Origin of the sequence: Actinomycetospora sp. CA-101289, assembly GCF_050955895.1 — a bacterium.
Taxonomy (GTDB): domain Bacteria; phylum Actinomycetota; class Actinomycetes; order Mycobacteriales; family Pseudonocardiaceae; genus Actinomycetospora.
In genome coordinates this window covers 4,699,405-4,723,703 of record NZ_CP192093.1, presented here as the reverse complement: position 1 = coordinate 4,723,703, position 24,299 = coordinate 4,699,405, and the positions used below count along the sequence as shown (strand labels likewise).

Genomic DNA, 24,299 nt, shown 5'->3' with positions numbered 1-24,299 from the left:
TACCGTTTCGCGGCGTTGGGGCTGTGGCGCAGCTGGTAGCGCATCACACTGGCAGTGTGAGGGTCAGGGGTTCGAGTCCCCTCAGCTCCACCCCAGGACAGAGGCCCGTCGACCCCGGTCGGCGGGCCTTCGTCGTGTCGTTGACAGCGGGCGATGACAGCAACGGGATCACTCCTCGGGCTCTCGCGGTCGAGTTCGGCGTTCAGCACGTCGAGGGCCTGGCGCTGCACATCGAGGCTCACGTGACGACCCGGGGGTGCACCCCGAGGGAGAGCAGCAGCGTCACGCAGGTGTGGCGCATGTCGTGGAGCCGGACGCGGCGGAAGCCGTGCTCGCGGCACAGCGCCCGGAAGTCGCGCGAGACGTTGCGCGGCTCCAGTGGCGTGCCGACCGTCGAGGTGAACACGTAGTCGGTGTCCTGCCTGCGCAGCCGACCGGCGAGGGAGCGCGCGAGCTGAGGCAGCGGTGGTGACGACGCGGACTCACCCACGACGGCGCTCCGGTGGACTGCCAGACCGCCCGCAGCGGCGCAACCCACCAGCTACCGAGGTGCCTGTCGGTGTCGGACCTCGTCAGGGTGGCCCCGCCACGACCGGCCCGGCAGGGGCAAGCCCGCGCCGCCGAGGGAGAGCCCACGAAGCCGGCCTGGTGGTCTTCGGGGACCACGGGCCCGACGCCGTGCCGAGGACCGCTGTCGACCATGGGCGCTTTGCCCGATACTGCGCGGGACCGAAGGGGGAGGCCTCGTGTCGTTCACCGATGCGGAGATCGAGTTCATCCAGTCCCAAGGCATCGGACGCCTCGCGACCGTTGGGCCCGGCGGGCAGCCGGACGTCGTGCCCGTCGCGGTCGAGTTCGACGGCGAGTACCTGTGGGTGGGAGGCCCGGGTGATGTCGTCCGGACGCGGAAGTTCCGCAACGTCGCTCGTGGCTCTGCTCGGGTCAGCGTCGTCTTCGACGATCTGCCGTCGATGGAGCCGTTCGTGGCCCGCGGCGTCCGGATCGACGGCGAGGCCGAGCAGCCCTTCGAGCGCGTCGGCATGATCGGGCCGGGCACCTACATGCGGATCACGCCGACGACCTCGTGGAGCTGGAATCTCGCCGGTGAGCCCGCCGGGGACGAGTGGTATCCCGTCGCCCGCCGGACGCATGTGGGCTGACAGCGACGGCCCTTCGTCGTCGACAGGGTCGTTCACAGGAGGCCCGGGTCGGGTAACGCCGACGGGTCGTACGCGTCGCGCCGAGCCCGGAGCCGACCGCGTCCCGCCACTCGCATCCCGAGGAGGCCCCGTGACGACCTCGATCGCACGCCAGGACGACGCCCAGCTGGGCGGCCCGCTGAGCATCCTGACCCTCCAGCGCCGCGACCACGTGCGGCTCGACCGCCTCATGGACCGCGCCCGCGCGACGCTCGCCACCGGCGGCGTCGAGCACGAGGTGACCCTGCGGGCGATCGCCCGCCTGGTGTTCACCCACGCCTTCGCCGAGGAGGCCGTGCTCTTCCCCGCCGCCCGGCGCGTGCTGCCCGAGGGCGACCCGCTGAGCCTGCACATCGAGCAGGAGCACCAGGAGGTCAACGAGCTGGTCACCCGCCTCGACCGGTCCGACCCGTCGGACCCCGAGCACGCCGCGCTCCTGGAGCAGACGTTCGCCGCGCTCGACGAGGACGTGCGCTCGGAGGAGGACGAGCTGCTCCCGCGCCTGCAGCAGGAGCTCGACGGGACGGCGCTGCGCCTGCTCGGCCTGCAGTGGGGCCTGCTGCGCCTGACCTCGCCGACCCGGCCCCACCCCGTGGTCTCGCGCCGTCCCCCGGGTCAGGTGCTCTCGGCGCTGCCCCTGACCGTCCTCGACCGCGCCCGCGACCGGCTCCAGCAGCTCGGCGAGGTCCTCGGCGGGCGGGGCGCCGGCGTGCTCGGAGCGGTCGACCAGGCGCTGGCCGGCGCGTCGGGCGCCGTGGAGCGCTCACCGGTCATCCGCACGGGCCAGCGGCTCGAGACGGCGCGCGGCACCGCACCCGACCGCGACCGCGACGACCCGGCGGCCCCGGTGGGCCGGGCCGGGTCGGTCCGCGACGAGCGGCCGGGCTGACGTCAGCGCCGGCGCGACCGCCCGGCGAGCGCCCCGACCTTCTTCACCGCGGGCAGGAACCGGCCCGCGGCGAGCGCCAGCACCGGCAGCGGGTCGTCGAGGGCCCACCAGCCGTGCTCGGTCCCGGACCGGCGGGGGAGGGCGGGCGGGGCGTCCCCGCGGTAGGCGACGCGGGCCGCGAGGTCGAAGTCGTCGACCACGAACCGCCGTCCCTCGGGGAACGGCGCCGCCGGGATCGGCCGGCCGGTGAGCGCCAGGTGCTGCGCCCGGACCACGTCCACCCCCGCGGCGTCCTCGAACAGCCGGAACTGGGCCCCGGTCCGCGGGTTGAAGTCGACCAGCTTGTAGCGGCCGTCGCGGCGGTCGTAGCGCCAGTCGAGATCGGCGATGCCGGAGAAGCCGGTGGCGGCGAACAGCCGCTCGGTCAGGGCCGCGAGCTCCGGGTTGTGCGTCGCGTAGGCGTACGTCGTCATCCCGGCGTGCGGCGGCCAGGACCGGACCTTGACGCCGGTGAACGTCACGCCGGACCGGCCCCGGTCGGTGAAGGCGTGGGAGAACCAGTCCTCGGCGTCCTCCCGGGGGATGTACTCCTGGAGGATCACCGAGGCGGTGTCGGGCCAGTCCGCGGCCAGCCGGCGCAGCTCGTCGCCGGAGGTGACGACGGTGCTCGTGCGCACGGTCGGCGTCCGCTTGCGCCCGAAGGCGTCCCGTCCCTTCACCACCACGGGGAACGCCCCGCCCTCCGCGTACCGCTCGATCTCCTCGCGGCCCGTGGGGAACTCGGCGTCGGGGGTGGGGATGCCGTGCGCGCGGCAGACCTCGAACAGGCCCTGCTTGCTCGCCAGGCGGCGCGGCAGGCCGGGGTCGGCGGAGCGCGGGAACAGGAAGGTGTCCGCGAGGGCGTCGGCCTGCTCGGCGACGACCACCGCGGCCTCGTCGTCGGTGGGCACGAGCACCGCCCGCCGCCCGATGGCCCGGCCCAGCGCCCGCAGGCCGTCGACGAGCTCCTCGGGCTCCTCGGTGCCGGTGGTCGGCCACGACAGCCGCCCGTGCAGGTGGCGGGACACCGCGACGGGGGTCCACCGGGCCTCGGTGACGGCGTACACGTCGACGCCGGCACGCGCGAGGCTGCGCACCACGCCCAGCCCGCCGTGGTGCAGCGGGTAGCTCCCCACCTTGAGCAGCAGCGCGGGCACGTCCGGGTCCAGGACGGCCCGCGCGGTGCCCGTCGTCGCGGTGGTGGACGTCCCAGCCATGCGGCCCCTCTCGTGAAAGCGGTGCGCGCAGTCTCCCGGACGGCGCCTCACCCGGGTCCGCCCGCCCTCGTCTACGACGGGTCGTCGTTGGGGACGTCACCCGGCGAGCCAGGGGGCGCGAGGGCGGTTACGATCCTTGTCGTCCGCGGACGTGCGGCCAGCTGGCCGCCGGGGTGGAGGAGACGCACCGTGAGCAGGAGGCCTTCGTGACCGCCGTCGCACCCAAGCCGATCGCGACCACGCCGTACCCGGCGCGGGAGTCGAAGCGCGGGTCGTTCGTCGGGCGCATGCTCAAGACGACGGACCCCAAGGACATCGCGATCCTCTACCTGGTCACGTCGTTCGGGTTCTTCCTCGCCGGCGGGCTCATGGCGCTGCTGATGCGCGCCGAGCTCGCCCAGCCGGGGCTGCAGATCCTGTCGGTGGACCAGTACAACCAGCTGTTCACCATGCACGGCACGATCATGCTGCTGCTGTACGCGACGCCGATCCTCTTCGGCTTCGCCAACTACATCGTCCCGCTGCAGATCGGCGCCCCCGACGTCGCGTTCCCGCGGCTCAACGCCTTCTCGTACTGGCTGTTCCTCTTCGGCGGCATCATCGTCCTGTCCGGGTTCTTCACCCCGGACGGCGCCGCCGCCTTCGGCTGGTTCGCCTACACCCCGCTCTCCGACGTCGTGCACTCGCCGGGCCTCGGCGCCGACGTCTGGATCATCGGCCTGGTGGTCTCCGGTCTCGGCACCATCCTCGGTGGCGTCAACTTCGTGACCACGATCGTCTGCATGCGCGCCCCGGGCATGACCATGTTCCGGATGCCGATCTTCACCTGGAACATCCTGGTGACGGTCATCCTGGTGCTGCTGGCGTTCCCGATCCTCACCGCGGCGCTGCTCGGCCTCGCGGCCGACCGCCACCTGGGCGCCCAGCTCTTCGCGCCCGAGTCGGGCGGCGCGATCCTCTGGCAGCACCTGTTCTGGTTCTTCGGCCACCCCGAGGTCTACATCGTCGCGCTGCCGTTCTTCGGCATCGTCACCGAGATCTTCCCGGTGTTCAGCCGCAAGCCGATCTTCGGCTACAAGACGCTGATCTACGCGACGCTCGCGATCGGGGCGCTGTCGGTGGCCGTGTGGGCCCACCACATGTACGCCACGGGCGCGGTCCTGCTGCCGTTCTTCTCGTTCACCACGTTCCTCATCGCCGTGCCGACCGGCATCAAGTTCTTCAACTGGATCGGCACGATGTGGCGCGGGCAGATCACGCTCGAGAGCCCGATGCTGTTCGCCATCGGCTTCCTGGTGACCTTCCTCTTCGGTGGGCTGACCGGCGTCCTGCTCGCGAGCCCGCCGCTGGACTTCCACGTCTCGGACTCGTACTTCGTCGTCGCGCACTTCCACTACGTGCTGTTCGGCACGATCGTGTTCGCGACCTACGCCGGCATCTACTTCTGGTTCCCCAAGATGACCGGCCGGATGATGGACGAGCGCCTGGGCAAGTTCCACTTCTGGGCCACGTTCCTCGGCTTCCACCTGACGTTCCTGGTGCAGCACTGGCTGGGCAACGAGGGCATGCCGCGCCGGTACGCCGAGTACGCCGTCACCGACGGGTTCACCGTGCTCAACACGATCTCGACGATCGGCGCGTTCATCCTCGGCGCCTCGACGCTGCCGTTCCTGTGGAACGTGTTCCACAGCTACCGCTACGGCCGCCCGGTCGAGGTGGACGACCCGTGGGGTCACGGCAACTCGCTGGAGTGGGCGACGTCGTGCCCGCCCCCGCGGCACAACTTCACCGAGCTGCCCCGCATCCGCTCGGAGCGCCCGGCGTTCGAGCTGCACTACCCGCACCTCACCGAGCGCATCCGCCTGGAGGCGCACGTGGGCTCGAGCTCCTCGAGCATCGGTGAGGCCGCGGCCGGGCAGACCGGACAGGAGCACATCCCGGGCTCCGACCCCCGGAACAAGTGACCCGAGCCGTCCCGGACGACCAGCCCGACGATCAGGCCCCCGAGGGCCTGACCGTCGTCGCCGACCCCGCCGGCGACCCCTCCGTGGATCCCGGGGCGGTGCCGGTCCTCGTGACCGTCACCGGCCCGGACTTCCCGGGGGTCAACGCCGCGCTGTTCGCGGTGCTCGCCGAGCACGGGGCGGCGATGCTCGACGTGCAGCAGGCCACGATCCACCGGCGGATCACGCTGAGCGCGCTCGTCACGCTGCCCGGCGACCCCGCCAAGCTCGAGGCGGCGCTGGACATCACGATGCCGTCGCTGGGCCTCACGGTCACGGTCGAGACCGGCGGCGACGCGTCGTCGGTGCACCCGTACTCCAGCCACATCGTGCTGGTGCTGGGGCGCCCGATCACCGCCGCCGACTTCGCCGAGGTCGCGCGGGGGCTGGCGGCCATGCGCGTCAACATCGACCGGGTCCGGCGGATCGCCGACTACCCCGTGACCGGCCTCGAGCTGCGGGTCTCGCTGCCCGCCCACGACCCGCCGAGCGACACCCGCCTGCGCCAGGCCCTCGCCGCGGCCGGGCGGCGCGCCAAGTGCGACGTCGCCGTGCAGCGCGTGGGGATCGCGCAGCGCACCAAGCGCCTGATCGTGTTCGACGTCGACTCGACGCTGGTGCAGGGCGAGGTCATCGAGATGCTCGCGGCCCGCGCCGGCTGCGAGGACGAGGTCCGCGCGATCACCGAACAGGCCATGCGCGGGGAGATGGACTTCGCCGAGTCGCTGCACCGCCGCGTCGGCACCCTCGCCGGGCTGCCCGTGAGCTGCCTCGACGAGGTGGCCGACGAGCTGGAGCTCACCCCCGGCGCCCGCACCACCGTGCGCACGCTCAAGCGCCTGGGCTACCGCTGCGGTGTGGTGTCCGGTGGTTTCACCGCGATCATCGACCGGCTCGTCGACGACCTGGGGCTCGACTTCGCCGCCGCCAACGACCTCGAGGTCGTCGACGGCCGGCTCACCGGGCGGGTCGTGGGCACGGTCATCGACCGCGCGGGCAAGGCCGAGGCCCTCAAGCGCTTCGCCGCCGAGGCCGGGGTGCCGCTCGAGCAGACCGTGGCCGTCGGCGACGGCGCCAACGACCTCGACATGCTGGCCACCGCCGGGCTCGGGGTGGCGTTCAACGCCAAGCCGGTGGTGGCCGCGGCCGCCGACACGGCCCTCTCGTACCCCTACCTCGACGCGGTGCTGTTCATCCTGGGCGTGACCCGCGACGAGATCGAGTTTGCCGACGCAGCCGAGGGGCTGCTCCGTCGGGTGCCGCTTTGAGCTCCGCTCTGGTGAGTGCTTGCCCGTGCTAGAGCACGGACAAGCCCTCACACCCGCGTTGGCACCGCTCGCCGCCCGGGTCTGTCCCTGGTTGGTCGACGGCAGCCCGGCGCCGGAGCGCGACGAGCCCGAGGACGGCGTCGTGCGGGCGATGACGCTGGTGCTCCGCCTCGAGCGGGACGCCCCGGCGCGCACGGCGGTGCTGGAGTCGGCGGCGGACGCGGCGCTGGCGCTGTGCCTCGACGAGCGCGCGGGGCCCGACGGGCCGTGGTTCGACGCGGTCGCGGCGTGGGCCGACGCCGGGCGCATCCGCAAGCTCGCCCGCCGGGCGCGGACGTCGCACTGGCGCGCCGTGCAGGAGATCGACGGCGTCACCCTGGGCGCCGAGGGTGCCGAGGTGCGCGCGCTCGTCCCGGGGCCCGTCGACGAGGTGCCCCACGAGGTCCGTCGCCTGCAGATCGGGGGCACCGAGCTCCCGCTCGACGAGCCCGACCCCCCGCCCGCGGGCGCCCCGGTGATCTGGCTCAACCCCGGCGTCGAGCAGACGCTGGGCAAGGCCGCCGCCCAGGTGGGGCACGCGAGCATGATCCTCGGCACGGTCCTCGCCGCCGCGGGCGACGACCCGTCGGGGGCGCTGCACGCCGCGGTCCGCACCGCGTCGCGCGACGACTGGGCCCGCTGGGCGGGGTCGCTCGACGCCGATACGAGCGGGCGCGCGGCCTGGGAGGAGCACGGGATCGCCCCGGTGCGCGACGCCGGGTTCACCGAGGTCGCGCCGGGCACCGTGACCTGCCTGGGCGCCCGGGCATCGTCCGCGCCGTGACGCGGGTCGTCCTCGCCGGCTCGCGGGTGCGCAGCGAGCGCTCCGACGCCGAGACCCGCCCGCTGCTCGAGGCGCTGGCCGCCCGCGGCGTCGACGCCGACCTCGCACCCTGGGACGACGACACCGTCGCCTGGGCCGACGCCGACCTCGTCGCCGTGCGCACGACCTGGGACTACACCGAGCGCCGCGACGACTTCCTGGCCTGGGCGGGGCGGGTGGACGCGGCGACGCGCCTGGTCAACCCGCTGCCGGTGCTGACCTGGAGCAGCCACAAGCGCTACCTCACCGAGCTGGCGGCCGCCGGGGTGCCGGTGGTGCCGACCGTGCTGCTCGACGCCGGCGGGCCGGTGCCCGACGCGCTCGGCGAGGGCCCGCTGGTGATCAAACCCGCGGTCTCGGCGGGCGGGCGCGGCACCCGCCTCGGGCACGCCGAGGAGCTGCGGGGCCCCGTGGCCGACCTCCTCGCGGTCGGCGACGTCCTCGTCCAGCCGGCCGTCGGGAGCATCGGGCGCGACGGCGAGGTCTCGCTGATCCGGCTCGGCGAGGAGTGGTCGCACGCCGTGCGCAAGCTCCCCGCCGCGGGCGGCTTCCTCGTGCACGAGAAGCACGGCGGGCGCCTCGAGGACCACCTGCCCACCACCCGCGAGGTGGCCGTCGCCGAGCAGGCCCTGGCCGCGGCGCCGGGCCCGGTGGCCGCTGCCCGCGTCGACCTCGTGCGCCTCGACGGCGAGCCGGTGGTGATGGAGCTCGAGCTCATCGAGCCCGAACTGTTCCTGCGCCGCGCCCCCGCCGCCCCCGCCCGCCTCGCCGACGCCCTCCTCGCCGCCCTGGGCTGAGGCCCGTGCTGAAGGCCGGCATGTGCCAGCGTGGCGGCCACGCTGGCGTTCACCGCCAGGAAAGGCCCCACGATCACCGCGCGGGGGCGATGCCCAGCCGCGCGATCCGCCCGTCGGCGTCGAACCCGAAGTCGAACGCCAGCCGCACCGGGCTGCCGGGGAAGTCGCCGGCGAGCAGGACGTCCGCGTCGGCGCCGTCCGCGTGGGGCCGGACGGCCTCGACGCCGTAGGTCACCGCGGGCACGTCGCGGCGCCAGGCACGGAGGTCGTCGCGTCGCTGCCCGTCGTCGACGACCTCCGCGTCGTCGGCGAACTGCGCGAGGTAGCGCTCGGGGTCGTCGTCGACGGCCAGGGCGAAGTACTGCTCCACGAGCTCGGTGGTGTCCATGACGACCAGCCTCGACCCTCTCCCGGGGGGAGGGTCCAGGCTGTCGGCGTGACCGGGCGCATGACGATCGGCGAGTTCGCGAGGGTCAGCCAGCTCAGCGTCCGGACGCTGCGCCGCTACCACGACGCGGGCCTGCTGGAGCCCGCGCGCGTCGACCCGCACACCGGCTACCGCTGGTACGGCACCGACCAGGTCGGCACCGCGCAGGTGGTGCGGCGCTTCCGCGAGCTCGGGATGCCGGTGGCCGAGATCGCCGAGCTCCTCGCGACCACCGACGCCGACGCCCGCCACGCGCTGCTCATCGGGCACCTCCACCGCCTGGAGGCGCAGCTGGCCGCGACCCGGGACGCGGTCGCCGCGCTGCGCCGCCTCCTCGACCCCGCCCGCCCGCGGGTCGACGTGGCCCGCCGCGCGGAGCCCGCCCGCTGCGTCGCCGCGGTCGTCGCCGACGTCGACGGGGACGCGGCCGAGACGTGGTACGGCGAGGCCATGGCCGAGCTCGACGCGGCGTTCGCCGCCCACCGCCTGACCGCGGACGGGCCGCCCGGCGGGCTCTACGACGACGCCTTGTTCGCCGGCGGGCGGGGCCGCGCGGTGGTCTACCTGCCGACCGCGACGCCCCCGACCCACGGACGCGTCCGGCCCTACGAGGTGCCCGCCCGCGAGCTCGCGGTGACCGTGCACGCCGGCCCGCACCACGACATCGACGTCACCTACGGCGAGCTCGGCACTCACCTCGTCGAGCACGGCGTGGACGTCGACGGCCCCGTGCAGGAGACCTACCTGGTCGGCCCCGCGACACCGGCGACGCCGCCGCGTGGCGCACGGAGATCGCCCGCCCGGTGCTCACGCGCCCCTGAGCCGCTCCAGCGCCCCGCGCACCACCGCCGGGTCCTGCGTCGTCCAGAACGGCGGCAGCGAACCCCGCAGGAAGCCGCCGTACTGCTTGGTGGCGACGCGGGAGTCCAGCAGCGCGACGACCCCGCGGTCGCCCGTCCCGCGCAGCAGCCGCCCCGCGCCCTGGGCGAGCAGCAGCGCCGCGTGGGTCGCCGAGACGGTGAGGAAGCCGTTGCCGCCGCGCGCGTCGACGGCGCGCTGGCGGGCCGAGCCGAGCGGGTCGTCAGGGCGCGGGAACGGGATGCGGTCGATCATCACGAGCTGCAACGACTCGCCGGGCACGTCGACGCCCTGCCACAGCGACAGGGTCCCGAACAGCACGCTCTCCACGTCCGCCGCGAACTTCGTGACGAGCGTGCCCGTGGCGTCGTCGCCCTGGCAGAGCACGGTGCCGTCCCAGCGGGTGCCCAGGTCCTCGGCGGCCTGCTTCGCCGCGCGCATCGACGAGAACAGCCCGAGCGCCCGCCCGCCGGCGGCGCGCACCAGGCCCTCGATCTCGTCGAGGCACGCGGGCGAGAGCCCGTCGCGACCCGGCGGGGGAAGGTGTCGCGCGACGTAGAGGATGCCGGCCTTGCCGTGTGCGAACGGCGAGCCGACGTCGAGGCCGTGCCAGACGAGGTTGGTCGCCGGGTCCCTATCGGCGTGCTGTGTCGGATCGTGGCCGGACACGTCGTCGGGGATCGGCTCGGTGATCTTCCCGGAACCGCCGGCGGGCAGCCCCCACTGCCGGGCCAGCGCGTCGAACGACCCGCCGAGCGCGAGGGTCGCCGACGTCAGCACCACCGTCGAGCGGCCGAAGAGCCGGCTCGCCAGCAGCCCCGCGACCGACAGCGGGGCGACGTGCAGCGTCCGCGTCGTGGTCGACCCGCGCTCGACGTCCGAGCACCACACGACGTCCGGGCGCGTCGCCGGGTCCTCGCGGTCGAACGCGGTGAGCAGGCGCCCGGCGACGTCGTGCACCTCCTCGACCAGCGCGAGGGCGAACTTGCGCGCCGTGGCGTCGTCGTCCCGGCCGCCGCCCTTCTCCCGGTCCGGCCCCAGGGCCTGCCGGCACGACCACGAGGCGTCGCGAATGGCCGCGAGCATCCGCCCGACGCCCTCGGGCAGGCGCTCCCAGCGCCCGGGCACCGCGTCGGTGAGTATCGTGTCGAGGCCCTCGCCGGCGTCGAGCAGCGCGTCGGACAGGGCCTGGTCGACGAGCTTGCCGCAGCGCCGGGCCGCAGCGCCGACCGCCGCTCCGGTGAGCTCGCCGGTGGCCACGGAGGTGACGCGGTCGACGAGGTTGTGGGCCTCGTCGACGACCACCACGTCGTGGTCGGGCAGCACCGCGCGCCCCTCGATGGCGTCGATCGCGAGCATCGCGTGGTTGGTGACGACGACGTCCGCGGCGCCGGCGGCGCGCTTGGCGTGCTCGGAGAAGCAGTCCTCGGCCACGGGGCAGCGGGCGGCGCCGAGGCACTCGCGGGCGCTCACCGACACCTGGCGCCACGCCCGGTCCGGGACGCCGGGGACCAGCTCGTCGCGGTCGCCCGTGCGCGTCTTCTCGGCCCACTCGTGCAGCCGCGTGACCTGCCGGCCCAGCGCCGAGACCTGGAACGGGTCGAAGAGCTGCTCGTCGACCGGGTCCTCGGCCTGCGCGCTGGTCTCGATCTTGTGCTTGCAGAGGTAGTTCGCCCGTCCCTTGAGGATCGCGAACGTCGGCTCGCGCCCGAGCACCGGCTGCAGGGCCTTGGTCAGGCGCGGCAGGTCGCGGTCGACGAGCTGGGTCTGCAGGGCGATGGTGGCCGTCGCGACGATCACCGCCTGCTCGCCCGCCAGCGCGTGGCGGATCGCCGGCACGAGGTAGGCCAGCGACTTGCCCGTGCCCGTGCCGGCCTGGACGGCCAGGTGCTCGCCCGTGCGCAGGGCGCGCTCGACCGCGGCGGCCATCTGCTGCTGGCCCTCGCGCTCGCTGCCACCCAGCGCCGACACCGCCGCCGCGAGCAGCTCGGCCACCGGGGGCGGCCCGGTGACCGTGTCCGTGCTCGCTCCCACGACGGTTCAGACTACGGAGCGGCCCGATCGGTTCCCTCGCGGCTCGCGGGATTCACCGCGCGCCCGTGAGCGTCACGCCCGCGCCGGCCATCTCCGCCCGCGCGCGGTCGGTGGTCTCGCGCAGGACGCCGACCGTGAGGTCGAGGTGCACGGTGGTGGCGAAGCCCGCGCGGACGGCGTCGAGGGCGGTGGCGCGCACGCAGTGGTCGGTGGCGATGCCGACGACCTCGACCGCGTCGACGTCACGCTCACGCAGCCACGCGGCCAGGTGCTCGCCGCTGCGGGCGTGGCCCTCGAACGCCGAGTACGCGGCCTCGAAGCGGCCCTTGGAGAAGACCTCCTCGATCACGCCCACGTCGAGGTCCGGGTGGAAGGCGGCGCCGGCGTGCCCGATGCGGCAGTGCGGCGGCCAGGTGTCGACGAAGTCGGGCGTCGCGGAGAAGTGGTCGCCCGGGTCCTCGTGGTAATCGCGGCTCGCGACGACGTGGGCGTAGTCGGCCTCGTGCGTGCCGAGGAACCGGCTGATCGCGGCCGCCGTCGCCGCGCCGCCGTCGACGCCCATCGAGCCGCCCTCGCAGAAGTCGAGCTGCACGTCCACCACGATCAGTGCCGTCGCCATGGGCCCGAGGGTAGGCGTGCGCCGACCATGATCGAGGGGGCTTTGCTGACGTTGAACGCCAGCATGGCCCCCACGCTGGCACCGAGCCTCAGAGCAGGAACGTCGTCGGGATCGCGGGGTCGCCGCTGGAGAGCTTCAGGCCCTCCCACGGCACGGCGACCAGTCCGCGGCGCAGGTGCTCGCGGGACTCCTCGAGGGTCGGCTGCTCGCCCGCCGGCTCGCCCTTGGTCAGCAGGGGCACGGGGACCACGCGGTCGTGCTCGCCGATCTCGACGTCGGCGCCGACGAGGTGCACGACCTCCTCGACCGCCGTGCCGGTGGGCCGGTGCCGGCGCACGGCCGACTTCGCGCCGCCACGCGACTCCTTCGACGAGCTGCGCTTGGTCACGGGCCGGCCCTCGACCTCGACCAGCTTGTAGACCATGCCCGCCGCCGGGGCCCCGGACCCGGTGACCACGGACGTGCCCACCCCGTAGGCGTCGACCGGCTCGGCGCGCAGGGCCGCGATGGCGTACTCGTCGAGGTCGCCGGAGATCACCACGCGCGTCTTCGTCGCGCCCAGGCCGTCGAGCTGGGCGCGGGCCTGCTGGGCCAGCACGCCCACGTCGCCCGAGTCGATGCGCACCGCACCCAGCTCGGTGCCCGCGACCTCGATCGCGGTCGCGATGCCCTGGGTGATGTCGTAGGTGTCGACGAGCAGCGTGGTGCCGGGGCCCAGGGCATCGACCTGCGCGCGGAACGCGTCGGCCTCGCTGTCGTGCAGCAGGGTGAACGCGTGCGCGCTGGTGCCCGTGGTGGGCACGCCGTAGCGGCGGCGGGCCTCGAGGTTCGACGTCGCGGAGAACCCGGCGAGGTAGGCGGCGCGCGCCGAGGCCACGGCGGCCTCCTCGTGGGTGCGCCGCGAGCCCATCTCGATCAGCCGGCGCCCGTTCGCGGCCATCGTCATGCGGGCCGCGGCGGAGGCGACGGCGCAGTCGTGGTTGAGCACCGAGAGCACGAGGGTCTCGAGCAGCACGCACTCGCCGAACGTCCCGGTGATCGACATGACCGGCGACCCCGGGAAGTACAGCTCGCCCTCGGGGTAGGCCGTGATGTCGCCGCCGAAGCGGTAGCCCGACAGGTACTCGGCCACCCGGTCCCGCACGCCCGCCTCGCACAGGACGTCGATCTCGGCCTGCCCGAACGTGAACCGCGACAGCGACTCGAGCAGCCGCGGGATGCCGGCGACGACGCCGTAGCGGCGCCCGTGGGGCAGGCTGCGGGCGAACACCTCGAACGTGCAGTGCCGCGACGCGGTGTCGTCGGCGAGCGCCGCGTCCAGCATCGTCAGCTCGTACTGGTCGGTCAGGAGCGCGGTGCTGAGCCCCGGGAACGTCACCGGACCAGCCTAAGGGGGGCCGGAGCGCCCCCGTGCGGCGCCGACGCCCGAGGTGTCACGATGGAGCGATGGAGGTGCGTCTGTCCGCTCCGGCCGAGCCGGAGGTCGACGAGCGGGTCGAGGAGGCCGCCGACGAGGCGACGCTGACCGACACGCCGTGGCAGACCATCGTCTGGAACGACCCGGTCAACCTCATGTCGTACGTCACCTACGTGTTCCAGAAGCTCTTCGGCTACGACAAGGCCAAGGCCACCGCGCTGATGCTGGACGTGCACCACAAGGGCCGGGCGACGGTGTCGTCGGGCAGCCGCGAGAAGGTCGAGGGCGACGTCGCGCGCCTCCACGCCATGGGTCTGTGGGCGACCATGCAGCGGGCGAGCTGATTGAAGACCTGGAAGCGGCAGGGCCGGGGTGACCGTACGCGCTACGTCGCCGTGCTCGAGCGCCCGGAGGCCCAGGTGCTGCGCGGTCTCATGGGCCAGGTCGACCAGATGCTCACCGGCCGCGGCGCCGCCGGGACCGAGGACGAGCTCGCCGCGATCACCGGCATCCGCACCGGCCCCTCGACCCCGCCCGACGACCCGGTGCTCGCACGCCTGCTGCCCGACTTCGCGTCGTCGTCGGAGGGGGACGCCGACGAGGTGTCCGCCGCGCTGCGCTCGGTGCGCGAGCCCGAGCTGATCGAGGCCAAGCAGGCGGCGATCGCCACGGTGCTCGCCACGTGCCCCGCGGGCGGCGGGCGGATCGAGCTGGCGCCCGCGCAGGCCGAGGAGTGGCTGGCCGCGGTCAACGACGTGCGGCTCGCGCTGGGTGTCGCGCTCGACGTCAGCGAGGACATGCCCGAGCACCTGCCCGCCGACGACCCGCGCGCCGACCACCTGCCCGTCTACCACTGGCTGACGTGGCTGCAGGACTCGCTCGTCACGACCGTGCTGGGGTGACGACGCTGACGGGCTGAGGCGCGCGCTGGTCCGTAGAGTGGTGGGCGTGCTGGTGATCCGCGCCGACCTCGTCGAGCAGATGGTCGCGCACGCCCGCCGGGACCACCCGGACGAGGCGTGCGGCATCCTCGCGGGCCCGGACGACGGCTCCGGCCGGCCCGAGCGGTTCGTCGCGATGGAGAACGCCGAGCGCTCGCCGACGTTCTACCGCTTCGACTCGATGGAGCAGCTGCGGGTCTACCAGGAGATGGACCGCGACGACGAGGTGCCGGTGGTCGTCTACCACTCGCACACGGCCACCGAGCCGTACCCGTCGCGCACCGACATCTCGCTGGCCATGGAGCCGTTCGCGCACTACGTGCTGATCGGCACCCGTGACCCCGAGCAGCACGAGCTGCGGTCCTACCGGATCGTCGACGGCGAGGTCACCGAGGAGGAGGTGCAGGTGGTGGAGAACTACATGTTCGCCCACACCGGCACCGACGACGTCCCGGACCCCGCGCCGCGCGCCTGACGTCCCGGGGTACGTCCTCCCCGCGCGACCTCAGCGGAATGCCGCGTCCCCGTGGGACGCTGTCCAGCGCAGTACGTCCGTCCACACGTCCGCCACACCCGGAGGGGTTCCGTGTCCGCCACCGTCTCGATCCCGACCATCCTGCGCACCCACACCGGGGGCGAGAAGCAGGTCAAGGCCGAGGGCACGACGCTGCAGGAGGTCATCACCGACCTCGAGGTCAACCACCCCGGCATCAAGGACCGGCTCGTGACCGACGGTTCGCTGCACCGGTTCGTCAACGTCTACGTCAACGACGAGGACGTGCGCTTCGCCGGTGGTCTCGACGCCCAGGTGCCCGACGGCGGCACGGTGACGATCCTGCCCGCGGTCGCGGGCGGGGCCCGCTAGACCCGCGCGACTCCACCACCGCGGAGCGCACCAGGAGAGGCCGATGGCCCGGTACGAGTCCCTGATCCACGCCCTCGGCGACACGCCCCTCGTGGGCCTGCCGTCCTTCTCGCCGGCGCCCCACGTACGGCTCTGGGCCAAGCTGGAGGACCGCAACCCGACGGGGTCGATCAAGGACCGGCCGGCGCTGCGGATGATCCAGCTGGCCGAGGACGAGGGGCGGCTCACGCCGGGCTGCACCATCCTCGAGCCGACGTCGGGCAACACGGGCATCTCGCTGGCGATGGCCGCGAAGCTCAAGGGCTACGAGCTGGTCTGCGTCATGCCCGAGAACACCTCGGCCGAGCGGCGGCAGCTGCTCGAGATGTACGGCGCGCGGATCATCTTCTCGCCGGCCGCCGGGGGCTCCAACCAGGCCGTCGCCACGGCCAAGGAGATCGCCGCCCAGAACCCGGACTGGATCATGCTCTACCAGTACGGCAACCCGGGCAACGCGCTCGCGCACTACGAGGGCACCGGCCCCGAGGTGCTCCGCGACATGCCGACGATCACGCACTTCGTCGCCGGCCTCGGCACCACCGGCACGCTCGTGGGCACCGGGCGCTACCTGCGCGAGCACAAGCCCGACTGCCAGATCATCGCCGCCGAGCCCCGCTACGGCGAGCTCGTCTACGGCCTGCGCAACATCGCCGAGGGTTTCGTGCCCGAGCTCTACGACCCCGACGTCCTCACCGGGCGGTTCTCGGTCGGTGCCTACGACGCGCTGCGCCGCACCCGCCAGCTCGTCGAGCAGGAGGGCATCTTCGCCGGGATCTCGACGGGCGCGATCCTGCACGCCGCGCTGGCCCAGGCCGAGAAGGCGGCCGGGGCCGACGACGAGGCGGACATCGTCATGGTCGTCTGCGACGGCGGCTGGAAGTACCTGTCGACCGGCGCCTACACCGGCACGCTCGAGGAGGCCGCCGAGGCGCTCGAGGGCCAGCTCTGGGCCTAGACGGCCGGTGAGGCCGCCGCCTCGATGACGCCGAGGCCCGTCCCCGTGGGGTGGATGTGCTCGAGGAGCCACCCGCCCTCCCGGAGCAGCTCCGCGAACTCGGCGCCGGTCCTCTCCCTCCCGCCGGTGAGGACCATCATGTTGAGGTCGGCCAGCACCGCCTCGGCGTCCGCCGGACCCACGCGCTCCGGGAGCACGCGCTCCACCACCACGAGACGCGCGGTGGCCGGGGCCGCGGCACGGCACCGGCGGAGGATCACGGTGGCCTGCTCGTCGTCCCAGTCGTGGAGGATCCACTTGAGGACGTAGCAGTCCGCCCCCGCCGGCACCGACGCGCGGAAGTCCCCGTCGAGCACCTCGGCGCGGTGTCCCAGGCCCGCCGTCTCCAGGGTGCGACGCGCGCGGGCGACGACGTCGCCGATGTCCACCAGCACGCCGCGGGCGTGCGGGACCCGGCCGAGGATCGCGGCCAGGAGCGTGCCGTCGCCGCCGCCGACGTCGACCACGTGCCGGAACCGGCCGAAGTCGAAGGCCTCGACGATCGCGCCGGCGGAGCCGCCCGTCAGGGCGGCCATCCCGGCGTCGAAGCGCTCCGCGTCGGCGGGGTGCGCCGCGAAGTACTCCCACGCGTCCGCGGCGAAGGCGTGGTCGATGCCGCGCTCGCCCGTGCGGACGGCGTGCTCGAGCCCCTCCCAGGCCGACCAGAACGGCTCCGATCCGTACATCCGCGCGACGGCGCGGAGGTTCGGGGCGGTGAGCTGCTCGCCGAGCGCCGTGAGCCGGTACCGGTCCTCCGGGACGGTCTCCACGATCGCGAGGCCCGTGAGGGCGCGCAGCAACCGGCCCAGGAACGGCTCGTACGCCCCGGTGGCCTCGGCGAGGGCGGTCAGCGAGCAGGGGCCGTCGGCGAGGTGGTCGGCGAGCTCGAGCTCGGCGGCGACCCGGAGGCACTGCGTCTGGCGGAACGCGACGATGAGGTCGAGCACCTGACTGCGGGGGCCGGGCTCCACCATGGCGGGAGGGTAGGCGTCCGGTCGCGCGGGTGACAGCGGTGCGCGGGTCGAGCGGGCGGAGACCGGGTCGACCCCGACGAAGTCCGGGGTCGACCCCACGCGGATCCGGCGTCACCGGCCGTAGCCTCGGGAGCGTGACCAGCCCGTCCGGAACCCCGGCCCGGTCCGCGCCCCGCGTGTGGCCCGCCCACCCGATGCGCGCCGCGCTGTTCATGCTCGGCGTCGTCGCGCTGCTCTGGCTCGTCGAGCTCGCCGACCGCACGGTGTTCGTCTCGCTCGACCCGCCGCAGGGGCTCGACGACGACGGCATCGTCCCCCGCTCCCTCGACGGCCTCGGCGGCATCCTGTGGGCGCCGCTGCTCCACGGCGGCTGGGACCACCTGGCGAGCAACACCGTCCCGCTGCTGGTGTTCGGCTTCCTGGTGCTCGCCGGCGGCATCGGCCAGTTCATCGCGGTCACCGCGACGATCTGGCTGGTCAGCGGCGTGGGCACGTGGCTGATCGGCAGCCCGGGCTCCACCATCGGCGCGTCCGGCATCATCTTCGGCTGGTTCGCGTTCCTGCTGGTCCGCGGCTTCTTCGCCCGCTCCTTCGGCCAGATCGTGCTGGCGGTCGTGCTGTTCCTGATCTACGGCGGGCTGCTGTTCGGGGTGCTGCCCACCAACCCGGGCATCTCGTGGCAGGCCCACCTCTGCGGGGCGATCGGCGGCATCCTCGCCGCCCGCATCGCCGTCGCCGCGGACCGCCGCCGCGTCGGCCCCGTCGAGCGGCCCGCCGGCGCCTGACCTCTCCGGTACGGCCGCTCACTGCCCTGTGCGATCGGGCAGGTGCGGGCCGTAGGGTGCGCGCGTGGAACTGATCGTCCTGGGGTGTTCCGGCAGCGGTGCCGGCCCGCACTCCGCGGCCTCGGGGTACCTGGTGCGCGCGGGCGACACGTGCCTCGTGCTCGACCTCGGCAACGGGGCGTTCGGTGTGCTCCAGCGGCACATGGACCCCTTCGAGCTCGACGCCGTCGTCCTCTCCCACCTCCACCCCGACCACTGCGCCGACGTCTCCGGGCTCATCGTCCACCGGCGCTACCACCCCGACGGCCCCGGGAAGATCCTCCCGCTGCACGGCCCCACCGAGTCCGAGGTGCGCCTCGCCGTCGCGTACGCGCCGTCGTCGGACGAGCGGGTGGCCACGGACCTCTCGGACGTCTTCGTGCACCGGCCGTTCGCGCTCGGCCCCACCGCGGTCGGGCCGATGGCGCTGCGGACCTCGCCGGTCGACCACCCCTGCGAGGCCTACGGCGTCCGGCTCGAGCACGAAGGGCACACGCTGGTCTACTCCGGCGACACGGGCCCGTGCCGCGAGCTGGTCGACCTGGCGCGGGGCGCCGACGTGCTGCTGTGCGAGTCGACGTGGAGCGACAGCCCGGACCGCCCGTCCGGGGTGCACCTCTCGGGCCGCCAGGCCGGGCGCGCCGCCCGCGACGCGGAGGTCGGGCGGCTGCTGCTCACCCACGTCCCGGCGTGGGCCGACGCCGAGGCGCTGCTCGCCGAGGCGCGTGAGGAGTTCGAGGGCCCGGCCGAGCTGGTCGTCCCCGACGGGGTCTACGAGATCTAGACCCTCGCCGGCTCGGACGCCCGCTCCCGCTGCGGCGCGGGGATCAGCAGCGCCACGAGGGCCGCGATCGCGACCACCACCGCGGCGACGGTGAACGCCAGCGTCGTCCCGGCGGTCGAGGCGACGGGGGCGGGCGCCCCGGCGGCGCTCAGGGTGGCGGCGTGCGCCGCGGCCAGGGTGGAGAGCACCGAGAGCCCGACGGCGCCGCCGATCTGGCGCGAGGTGGTGACCAGGCCGCTGACCAGGCCCGACAGCTCGGGGCCGACGCCGTTCGTGGCCGCCGTCGTCACCGCGGGGAACACGACGCCCATCCCGAGCGACACCGCGATACCCGGGCCGAGGATGCCCGCCGTCCAGCTCGTCGTCGGGGTCAGGAGCGAGAACCAGGCGAAGCCCGCGGCGGTGAGCGCGCCGCCCGCGACGATCATCGCGCGGGGCCCCAGCCGCGACACCAGCCGCGAGGAGATCTGCGAGCCGACCACGACCGACGCCGACTGCGGCAGGAACGCGAGGCCCGCGGCCAGCGCATCGAAGCCGAGGACGCCCTGCATGTGCAGCGAGACGAAGAACCACATCGAGAACATGGCCGACGTGATGAGCAGGATGACGACGTTGGCGGTGCTCACCGACCGGATGCGGAACACCTCCAGCGGGACCAGCGGGTGGCGGCTGCGGCGCTGGACCACCACGAACGCGGTCAGCAGCACGACCGCGGCCGCCACGCTCCCGAGCACGCGCGCCGAGGTCCACGGCGCGGACTCCAGCGACACCACCCCGTAGACCAGCGCGACGAGGCCGCCCGTGACCAGCACGGCGCCGGTGACGTCGAGGCCGGGCCGCTCCTCGGCGCGGGTCTCGCGGACCACGGCGAGGGTCAGCACGGCGGTCAGCACGACCACCGGCACGTTGACCAGGAAAATCCAGCGCCAGCTCAGCAGGGCCACGAGCAGCCCGCCCGCCAGCCCGCCCGCGGCGCCGCCGACCCCGCCCATCGCCGACCACCAGCCGAACGCCTTCGCGCGCGCCGCGCCCTCGGCGTACGTGGTCTGCAGGATGACCAGCGACGCGGGGGAGAGCACGGCCCCGCCGAGGCCCTGCGCGGCGCGGGCGGCGAGCAGCAGCGCGGGGTCGTTCGCGAGCCCGCCGACGAGGCTCGCCAGCCCGAAGAGCCCGAGACCGACGAGGAAGACCCGGCGGCGCCCGAACAGGTCCGCGGCGCGTCCCCCGAGCAGCAGGAACCCCGCGAACGCCAGTGTGTAGGCGTTGACCACCCACGCCAGGCCCTCGGCGTCGAACCCGAGCGCGGTGCGCATCGCCGGCAGCGCCACGTTCACGACCGAGACGTCGAGCACCACCATGAACTGCGCGAGGCAGCTCGCGAACAGCACGAGCCCGGTCCGGCCGTCGGTGCGCACGACCGTCGAAGTTAGCCCGACGAACCGTCGCGTGCCGGGTGGCTCCTAGGGTGGTCGCTCGTGGCACGCAGCGACGGCAGGGCGGACGACGAGCTCCGCGAGATCAGCATCAAGCGCGGGTTCCAGCAGCACCCCGCGGGGTCGGTGCTGGTGTCGTTCGGGCAGACGACGGTGCTGTGCGCGGCCAGCGTCACCGAGGGGGTGCCGCGGTGGCGCCAGGGCAGCGGGCTCGGCTGGCTCACCGCCGAGTACGCGATGCTGCCCTCGGCGACGCACACGCGCAGCGACCGCGAGTCGGTCAAGGGCCGGGTCGGCGGGCGCACCCACGAGATCAGCCGGCTGGTGGGCCGGTCGCTGCGCGCGGCGATCGACCTGCGCGCGCTGGGCGAGAACACCATCCAGCTCGACTGCGACGTCCTGCAGGCCGACGGCGGCACGCGCACCGCGGCCATCACCGGCGCCTACGTCGCCCTGGCCGACGCGGTGACCTGGCTGCGCGCCCACAAGCGCCTCGCCGACCCGCAGCCGCTGTCGTGCTCGATCGCCGCGGTGTCCGTCGGCGTCGTGGACGGCCGGGTGCGCCTCGACCTGCCCTACGAGGAGGACTCGCGCGCCGAGGTGGACATGAACGTCGTGGCCACCGACACCGGCACGCTCGTCGAGGTCCAGGGCACCGGCGAGGGCGCCACCTACACCCGCGCCACCCTCGACGCGATGCTCGACAACGCGCTCGCCGGCTGCGCGCGGCTCACCGAGCTGCAGACCGCGGCCCTCGCCGCGCCCTATCCCGGGGAGCTGCCGTGAAGGTCCTGCTGGCCACCCGCAACGACGCCAAGCTCGCCGAGCTGCGCCGACTCGTCGGCGCGCAGGGCATCGAGGTCGTCGGGCTGGCCGACGTCCCCGAGTTCCCGGAGACGCCCGAGACCGGCGCGACCTTCGAGGAGAACGCCCTGGCCAAGGCCCGGGACGCGGCCGCCGCCACCGGGCTCGTGGCCGTCGCCGACGACTCGGGGCTGACCGTCGACGCGCTGAACGGCATGCCCGGCGTGCTCTCCGCGCGCTGGTCGGGGCGGACGGGCTCCCGCACCGAGCGGGACGCGCGGAACCTCGCGCTCGTCCTCGACCAGATGGCCGACGTGCCCGAGGCCCGCCGCGGCGCGGCGTTCGTGTGCGCCGCCGCGGCCGCCCACCCCGACGGGCGCGAGGTCGCCGTCGTCGAGCGCTGGCCCGGGACGCTGATCCGGCTCCCGCGCGGCACCAACGGCTTCGGCTACGACCCCGTGTTCGTGCCCGAGGGCGAGTCGCGCACGGCGGCGGAGATGGCGCCGGAGGAGAAGGACGCCGTGTCCCACCGCGCGCAGGCGCTGCGGGCGCTGCTGCCGAGGTTGACCGAGTTGTCGTGACCGACCAGTACTTCTCCGAGCAGCCCGGCTCGGCGTCCGACCCCGTCTCCTACCGGCTCGAGATCGGCGAGGTGGCGCTCGACCTCACCACCGACGCCGGGGTGTTCGCCCGCGGCCGGCTCGACAAGGGCACCCGCGTGCTGCTCCAGAACGCGCCGGAGCCCGCCGACGGCGACCTGCTGGACCTCGGCTGCGGCTACGGCCCGATCGCCCTGTGGCTCGCCGTGCAGCGCCCCGCGTCCACCGTCTGGGCCGTCGACGTCAACGACCGCGCGCTGGACCTCGTGCGGGCCAACGCGGCGGCCGCACGGCTGACGAACGTCCGCGCCTGCCGTCCCGACGAGGTGCCCGCGGACGTGCGCTTCGCGCAGATGTGGTCCAACCCGCCGATCCGCTCGGGCAAGGCCGTGCTGCACGAGCTGCTGCTGCGCTGGCTGCCGCGCGTCGACGGGCCGTCGTACCTGGTGGTGAGCAAGAACCTCGGGTCGGACTCGCTCGCGCGCTGGCTGGGGGAGCAGGGCCACCCGACGTCACGGTTGTCGTCGCATGCGGGATTCAGGGTGTTGGAGGTCTCGTGATCGTTTATGCCCACGAGGGCGGCGGCGTGCCCGTCGTCTGCCTGCACGGCTGGCCCGGCGCCGCGTCCGACTACCGCGCGCTGCTCCCGCTGCTCGAGCGCGACGCCCAGGTGGTCGTGCCCGAGCTGCTCGGCTTCGGGGCGTCCTTCCGTCCCGGGGACGCCGAGCGGCCGGCGACCGACTTCGGCCGCGACGCGCAGGGCGCCGCGGTCCTCGAGCTCATGGACCACCTGGGCTTCGAGGACGCGGTGCTGGTCGGCTACGACGTCGGGTCCACCACGGCCTCGCACCTCGCCCGGACGCGGCCCGAGCGCGTGCGGGCCCTCGTGCTGGGCAACGCGGTCCACCCGGGGTCGGCGTCCGCGGCGCTCGACGACGATCACCGTGCCGAGTTCTGGTACCAGGACTTCCACCAGCTGGAGCTGGCGTCGCGGCTGGTCGACGGCTCCGCTCCGGCCGTCCGCACGTACCTCGAACACTTCTGGTCGCACTGGGGCCACCGGGGGACCGCGTCGGTGACCGACGAGCTCGTCGAGGCCTACGCCCGGCCGGGCGCCTTCACGACCTCGCTGAACTGGTACCGCTCCGGTTCCGCCACCTTGGCGACCGCCCTCGCGGCGCGCGGCCACGACCCGGCGCCGCCGATCACCGTGCCGACCACGGTGCTCTGGGGTGACCGCGACCCGCTCTTCCCGCCGCGGCTGGCCGAGGGGCTGGAGGCGGCGTTCACCGACCTGCGCGGCGTGCACCACCTCGAGGACGTCGGGCACTTCGTGCCGCTGGAGGCGGCGAACGAGGTCGCGGCGGCGGTGCGGGCGTTCCTGTAGAGCATGATCGCTCCCGGTGCTCCGCGGACCGCGCTGAGCGGGCCTGGAGGAGCACCTGGAGCGATCATGGCTCAACCTGCTCGCGCCACCGCGCGGCGGGCTCGTATCGTCGGAACCGCCGACTGGAGCTACTAGCCCTAACGGCGCACCGGCGTACTCCAACTGGCAGAGAGGGCGGCTTTAGGTGCCGCACAGTGCGGGTTCGAATCCCGTCGCCGGTACAGCTCAGAGCTTGAGATCCCGCAGCAGCCGGCCCACGTGCCCGGTGGCCTTGACCCCGTACTGCGCCTCCTCGATCGTCCCGTCGGCGTCGACGAGGAAGGTCGAGCGGATGACGCCGGTGGTCGTCTTCCCGTACATCGTCTTCTCGCCCCAGGCACCCCAGGCCTGCATGACCGACTTGTCCGGGTCGGAGAGCAGCGAGAACGTCAGCCCTTCCTTGTCCCGGAACTTGGCGAGCTTCTCCGGCTTGTCCGGCGAGATGCCCAGCACGGTGACGTCGGCGTCGTTGAACGTCGTGAGGTTGTCGCGGAAGTCGCAGGCCTCCTTCGTGCACCCCGGGGTGCCGGCGGCCGGGTAGAAGTACACGAGGACGCGGTGGCCGCGGAGGTCCGCGAGGGACACCGTCTCGCCCCGATCGGAGGTCAGGGAGAAGCCGGGCGCGGGTTGACCGGGGGCCAGGCGGGTATCGGCGGTCACGGGCGGGCAGGATAGCCGCCGACCACCGGCCGGTCGCGAACGAGCGCGACGGTCAGCGCGACCGACGACCAACGGGAGGTGTCGTGGCACGGGACACGGACGCCATCGAGAAGGACATCCAGCAGGCACGCGAGGCGCTGGCCGGAGCCCTCGACGAGCTCTCCGAGCGGGCCAACCCGCAGCGACTCTCGGAGCAGGGCAAGGAGATGGCCGCCCAGAAGTGGGCCGATCCGCGTGTCAAGTACGCCGTCTACGCCGCCGGCGCGCTCGTGGGGCTCCTGATCCTGCGCAAGCTCTTCAGGTAGGCAGGTCCGGCCCCGGTGGCGA

27 protein-coding genes, 2 tRNA genes and 1 pseudogene are annotated in these 24,299 nt (G+C 74.0%); 21 read left to right on the top strand and 9 right to left on the bottom strand.

Annotation, left to right across the window (positions count from 1 at the left end):
• The first annotated feature begins 17 nt into the window (after nt 1-17).
• Nucleotides 18-90, top strand: a tRNA-Ala gene (locus tag ACQPX6_RS23660).
• Nucleotides 91-238: 148 nt separating this feature from the next.
• Here ACQPX6_RS23660 and ACQPX6_RS23655 read toward each other — a convergent pair.
• Nucleotides 239-490 carry a tyrosine-type recombinase/integrase gene (locus tag ACQPX6_RS23655; RefSeq protein ID WP_433782917.1) on the bottom strand — a complete coding sequence of 84 codons (252 nt, stop codon included), beginning with the start codon at nt 488-490 and terminating at the stop codon, nt 239-241.
• Nucleotides 491-746: 256 nt separating this feature from the next.
• Between ACQPX6_RS23655 and ACQPX6_RS23650 the strand changes: the two genes are divergently transcribed.
• Together ACQPX6_RS23650 and ACQPX6_RS23645 are read left to right on the top strand one after the other, a co-directional pair.
• The gene (locus tag ACQPX6_RS23650) at nt 747-1,160 is read left to right on the top strand and encodes a PPOX class F420-dependent oxidoreductase (protein ID WP_433782915.1); all 414 of its coding nucleotides are present in this window, start codon (nt 747-749) and stop codon (nt 1,158-1,160) included.
• A 130-nt stretch (nt 1,161-1,290) separates the two neighbouring features.
• Nucleotides 1,291-2,088, top strand: coding sequence for a hemerythrin domain-containing protein (locus tag ACQPX6_RS23645; RefSeq protein WP_433782914.1), 798 nt, complete (start codon nt 1,291-1,293; stop codon nt 2,086-2,088).
• Between the two features lie 2 nt (nt 2,089-2,090).
• Here ACQPX6_RS23645 and ACQPX6_RS23640 read toward each other — a convergent pair whose 3' ends face one another.
• Entirely contained in the window at nt 2,091-3,344 is a 1,254-nt protein-coding gene (locus ACQPX6_RS23640) for an ATP-grasp domain-containing protein (RefSeq protein ID WP_433782913.1), read from the bottom strand.
• 206 nt (nt 3,345-3,550) lie between these two features.
• Between ACQPX6_RS23640 and ctaD the strand changes: the two genes are divergently transcribed.
• From ctaD to ACQPX6_RS23620, 4 genes are all read left to right on the top strand, one after another.
• Nucleotides 3,551-5,308 carry an aa3-type cytochrome oxidase subunit I gene (ctaD, locus tag ACQPX6_RS23635; protein ID WP_433782911.1) on the top strand — a complete coding sequence of 586 codons (1,758 nt, stop codon included), beginning with the start codon at nt 3,551-3,553 and terminating at the stop codon, nt 5,306-5,308.
• 83 nt (nt 5,309-5,391) lie between these two features.
• Nucleotides 5,392-6,615 (top strand): phosphoserine phosphatase SerB, encoded by a 1,224-nt coding sequence (gene serB, locus ACQPX6_RS23630; RefSeq protein WP_433788340.1) that lies wholly within the window; start codon nt 5,392-5,394, stop codon nt 6,613-6,615.
• A 91-nt stretch (nt 6,616-6,706) separates the two neighbouring features.
• Nucleotides 6,707-7,438, top strand: coding sequence for a peptidyl-tRNA hydrolase (locus ACQPX6_RS23625; RefSeq protein ID WP_433782910.1), 732 nt, complete (start codon nt 6,707-6,709; stop codon nt 7,436-7,438).
• The gene (locus tag ACQPX6_RS23620; protein WP_433782909.1) at nt 7,435-8,274 is read left to right on the top strand and encodes an ATP-grasp domain-containing protein; all 840 of its coding nucleotides are present in this window, start codon (nt 7,435-7,437) and stop codon (nt 8,272-8,274) included. Before ACQPX6_RS23625 ends, ACQPX6_RS23620 begins: the two co-directional genes overlap by 4 nt.
• Nucleotides 8,275-8,347: 73 nt before the next feature.
• On the opposite strand, the gene ACQPX6_RS23615 is transcribed toward ACQPX6_RS23620, so the two are convergent.
• Nucleotides 8,348-8,662, bottom strand: a complete 315-nt coding sequence (locus tag ACQPX6_RS23615; RefSeq protein ID WP_433782908.1) for a hypothetical protein — start codon at nt 8,660-8,662, stop codon at nt 8,348-8,350.
• A gap of 60 nt (nt 8,663-8,722) precedes the next feature.
• Between ACQPX6_RS23615 and ACQPX6_RS23610 the strand changes: the two are divergent.
• Nucleotides 8,723-9,403, top strand: a pseudogene (locus ACQPX6_RS23610) (MerR family transcriptional regulator); the annotation flags it as partial.
• 105 nt (nt 9,404-9,508) lie between these two features.
• On the opposite strand, the gene ACQPX6_RS23605 reads toward ACQPX6_RS23610, so the two are convergent.
• The 3 genes from ACQPX6_RS23605 to ACQPX6_RS23595 all read right to left on the bottom strand — a co-directional run bounded on the left by ACQPX6_RS23605 (nt 9,509) and on the right by ACQPX6_RS23595 (nt 13,536).
• Nucleotides 9,509-11,593, bottom strand: coding sequence for an ATP-dependent DNA helicase (locus tag ACQPX6_RS23605; RefSeq protein WP_433782907.1), 2,085 nt, complete (start codon nt 11,591-11,593; stop codon nt 9,509-9,511).
• Between the two features lie 52 nt (nt 11,594-11,645).
• Entirely contained in the window at nt 11,646-12,212 is a 567-nt protein-coding gene (locus tag ACQPX6_RS23600; protein WP_433782906.1) for an isochorismatase family protein, read from the bottom strand.
• An 88-nt stretch (nt 12,213-12,300) separates the two neighbouring features.
• Complete coding sequence (locus ACQPX6_RS23595) at nt 12,301-13,536, bottom strand: nicotinate phosphoribosyltransferase (RefSeq protein ID WP_433788339.1); 1,236 nt, start codon at nt 13,534-13,536, stop codon at nt 12,301-12,303.
• 122 nt (nt 13,537-13,658) lie between these two features.
• Between ACQPX6_RS23595 and clpS the strand changes: the two genes are divergently transcribed.
• From clpS to ACQPX6_RS23570, 5 genes are all read left to right on the top strand, one after another.
• Nucleotides 13,659-13,973 carry an ATP-dependent Clp protease adapter ClpS gene (gene clpS / locus ACQPX6_RS23590; protein ID WP_433782904.1) on the top strand — a complete coding sequence of 105 codons (315 nt, stop codon included), beginning with the start codon at nt 13,659-13,661 and terminating at the stop codon, nt 13,971-13,973.
• Nucleotides 13,974-14,531 carry a DUF2017 domain-containing protein gene (locus ACQPX6_RS23585; protein ID WP_433782903.1) on the top strand — a complete coding sequence of 186 codons (558 nt, stop codon included), beginning with the start codon at nt 13,974-13,976 and terminating at the stop codon, nt 14,529-14,531. It begins immediately after the preceding gene.
• Between the two features lie 46 nt (nt 14,532-14,577).
• Nucleotides 14,578-15,045 (top strand): Mov34/MPN/PAD-1 family protein, encoded by a 468-nt coding sequence (locus ACQPX6_RS23580; RefSeq protein WP_433782901.1) that lies wholly within the window; start codon nt 14,578-14,580, stop codon nt 15,043-15,045.
• Nucleotides 15,046-15,156: 111 nt separating this feature from the next.
• Nucleotides 15,157-15,435, top strand: a complete 279-nt coding sequence (locus ACQPX6_RS23575; RefSeq protein ID WP_433782900.1) for a MoaD/ThiS family protein — start codon at nt 15,157-15,159, stop codon at nt 15,433-15,435.
• 43 nt (nt 15,436-15,478) lie between these two features.
• Entirely contained in the window at nt 15,479-16,429 is a 951-nt protein-coding gene (locus ACQPX6_RS23570) for a PLP-dependent cysteine synthase family protein (RefSeq protein WP_433782898.1), read from the top strand.
• Here the strand turns inward: ACQPX6_RS23570 and ACQPX6_RS23565 are convergent.
• Nucleotides 16,426-17,442 (bottom strand): methyltransferase, encoded by a 1,017-nt coding sequence (locus tag ACQPX6_RS23565; RefSeq protein WP_433782896.1) that lies wholly within the window; start codon nt 17,440-17,442, stop codon nt 16,426-16,428. The genes ACQPX6_RS23570 and ACQPX6_RS23565 overlap by 4 nt on opposite strands.
• Before the next feature lie 194 nt (nt 17,443-17,636).
• Between ACQPX6_RS23565 and ACQPX6_RS23560 the strand changes: the two genes are divergently transcribed.
• Entirely contained in the window at nt 17,637-18,227 is a 591-nt protein-coding gene (locus tag ACQPX6_RS23560) for a rhomboid family intramembrane serine protease (RefSeq protein ID WP_433788338.1), read from the top strand.
• 64 nt (nt 18,228-18,291) lie between these two features.
• Nucleotides 18,292-19,050, top strand: coding sequence for an MBL fold metallo-hydrolase (locus ACQPX6_RS23555; protein WP_433782895.1), 759 nt, complete (start codon nt 18,292-18,294; stop codon nt 19,048-19,050).
• On the opposite strand, the gene ACQPX6_RS23550 is transcribed toward ACQPX6_RS23555, so the two are convergent.
• On the bottom strand, nt 19,047-20,465 hold the full coding sequence (locus tag ACQPX6_RS23550) for a DHA2 family efflux MFS transporter permease subunit (RefSeq protein WP_433782893.1): 1,419 nt from the start codon (nt 20,463-20,465) through the stop codon (nt 19,047-19,049). The two genes, ACQPX6_RS23555 and ACQPX6_RS23550, sit on opposite strands and share 4 nt — an antisense overlap.
• A gap of 60 nt (nt 20,466-20,525) precedes the next feature.
• Here ACQPX6_RS23550 and rph point away from each other — a divergent pair, with 60 nt between their 5' ends.
• The 5 genes from rph (at nt 20,526) to ACQPX6_RS23525 (ending at nt 23,494) form a co-directional block, all read left to right on the top strand.
• Entirely contained in the window at nt 20,526-21,269 is a 744-nt protein-coding gene (gene rph / locus ACQPX6_RS23545; protein WP_433782891.1) for a ribonuclease PH, read from the top strand.
• Complete coding sequence (rdgB, locus tag ACQPX6_RS23540; protein WP_433782890.1) at nt 21,266-21,868, top strand: RdgB/HAM1 family non-canonical purine NTP pyrophosphatase; 603 nt, start codon at nt 21,266-21,268, stop codon at nt 21,866-21,868. The genes rph and rdgB overlap by 4 nt, the downstream gene beginning before the upstream one ends.
• Complete coding sequence (locus ACQPX6_RS23535; RefSeq protein WP_433782889.1) at nt 21,865-22,446, top strand: class I SAM-dependent methyltransferase; 582 nt, start codon at nt 21,865-21,867, stop codon at nt 22,444-22,446. The genes rdgB and ACQPX6_RS23535 overlap by 4 nt, the downstream gene beginning before the upstream one ends.
• A complete protein-coding gene (locus ACQPX6_RS23530; protein ID WP_433782887.1) occupies nt 22,443-23,273 on the top strand; it encodes an alpha/beta fold hydrolase in 831 nt (276 codons plus the stop codon). Before ACQPX6_RS23535 ends, ACQPX6_RS23530 begins: the two co-directional genes overlap by 4 nt.
• Before the next feature lie 147 nt (nt 23,274-23,420).
• Nucleotides 23,421-23,494 (top strand) — tRNA-Leu (locus ACQPX6_RS23525).
• Between the two features lie 4 nt (nt 23,495-23,498).
• Here the strand turns inward: ACQPX6_RS23525 and bcp are convergent.
• Entirely contained in the window at nt 23,499-23,972 is a 474-nt protein-coding gene (gene bcp / locus ACQPX6_RS23520; RefSeq protein ID WP_433782885.1) for a thioredoxin-dependent thiol peroxidase, read from the bottom strand.
• A gap of 83 nt (nt 23,973-24,055) precedes the next feature.
• Between bcp and ACQPX6_RS23515 the strand changes: the two genes are divergently transcribed.
• Complete coding sequence (locus ACQPX6_RS23515) at nt 24,056-24,277, top strand: DUF3618 domain-containing protein (protein ID WP_433782883.1); 222 nt, start codon at nt 24,056-24,058, stop codon at nt 24,275-24,277.
• Nucleotides 24,278-24,299: the final 22 nt, after the last annotated feature.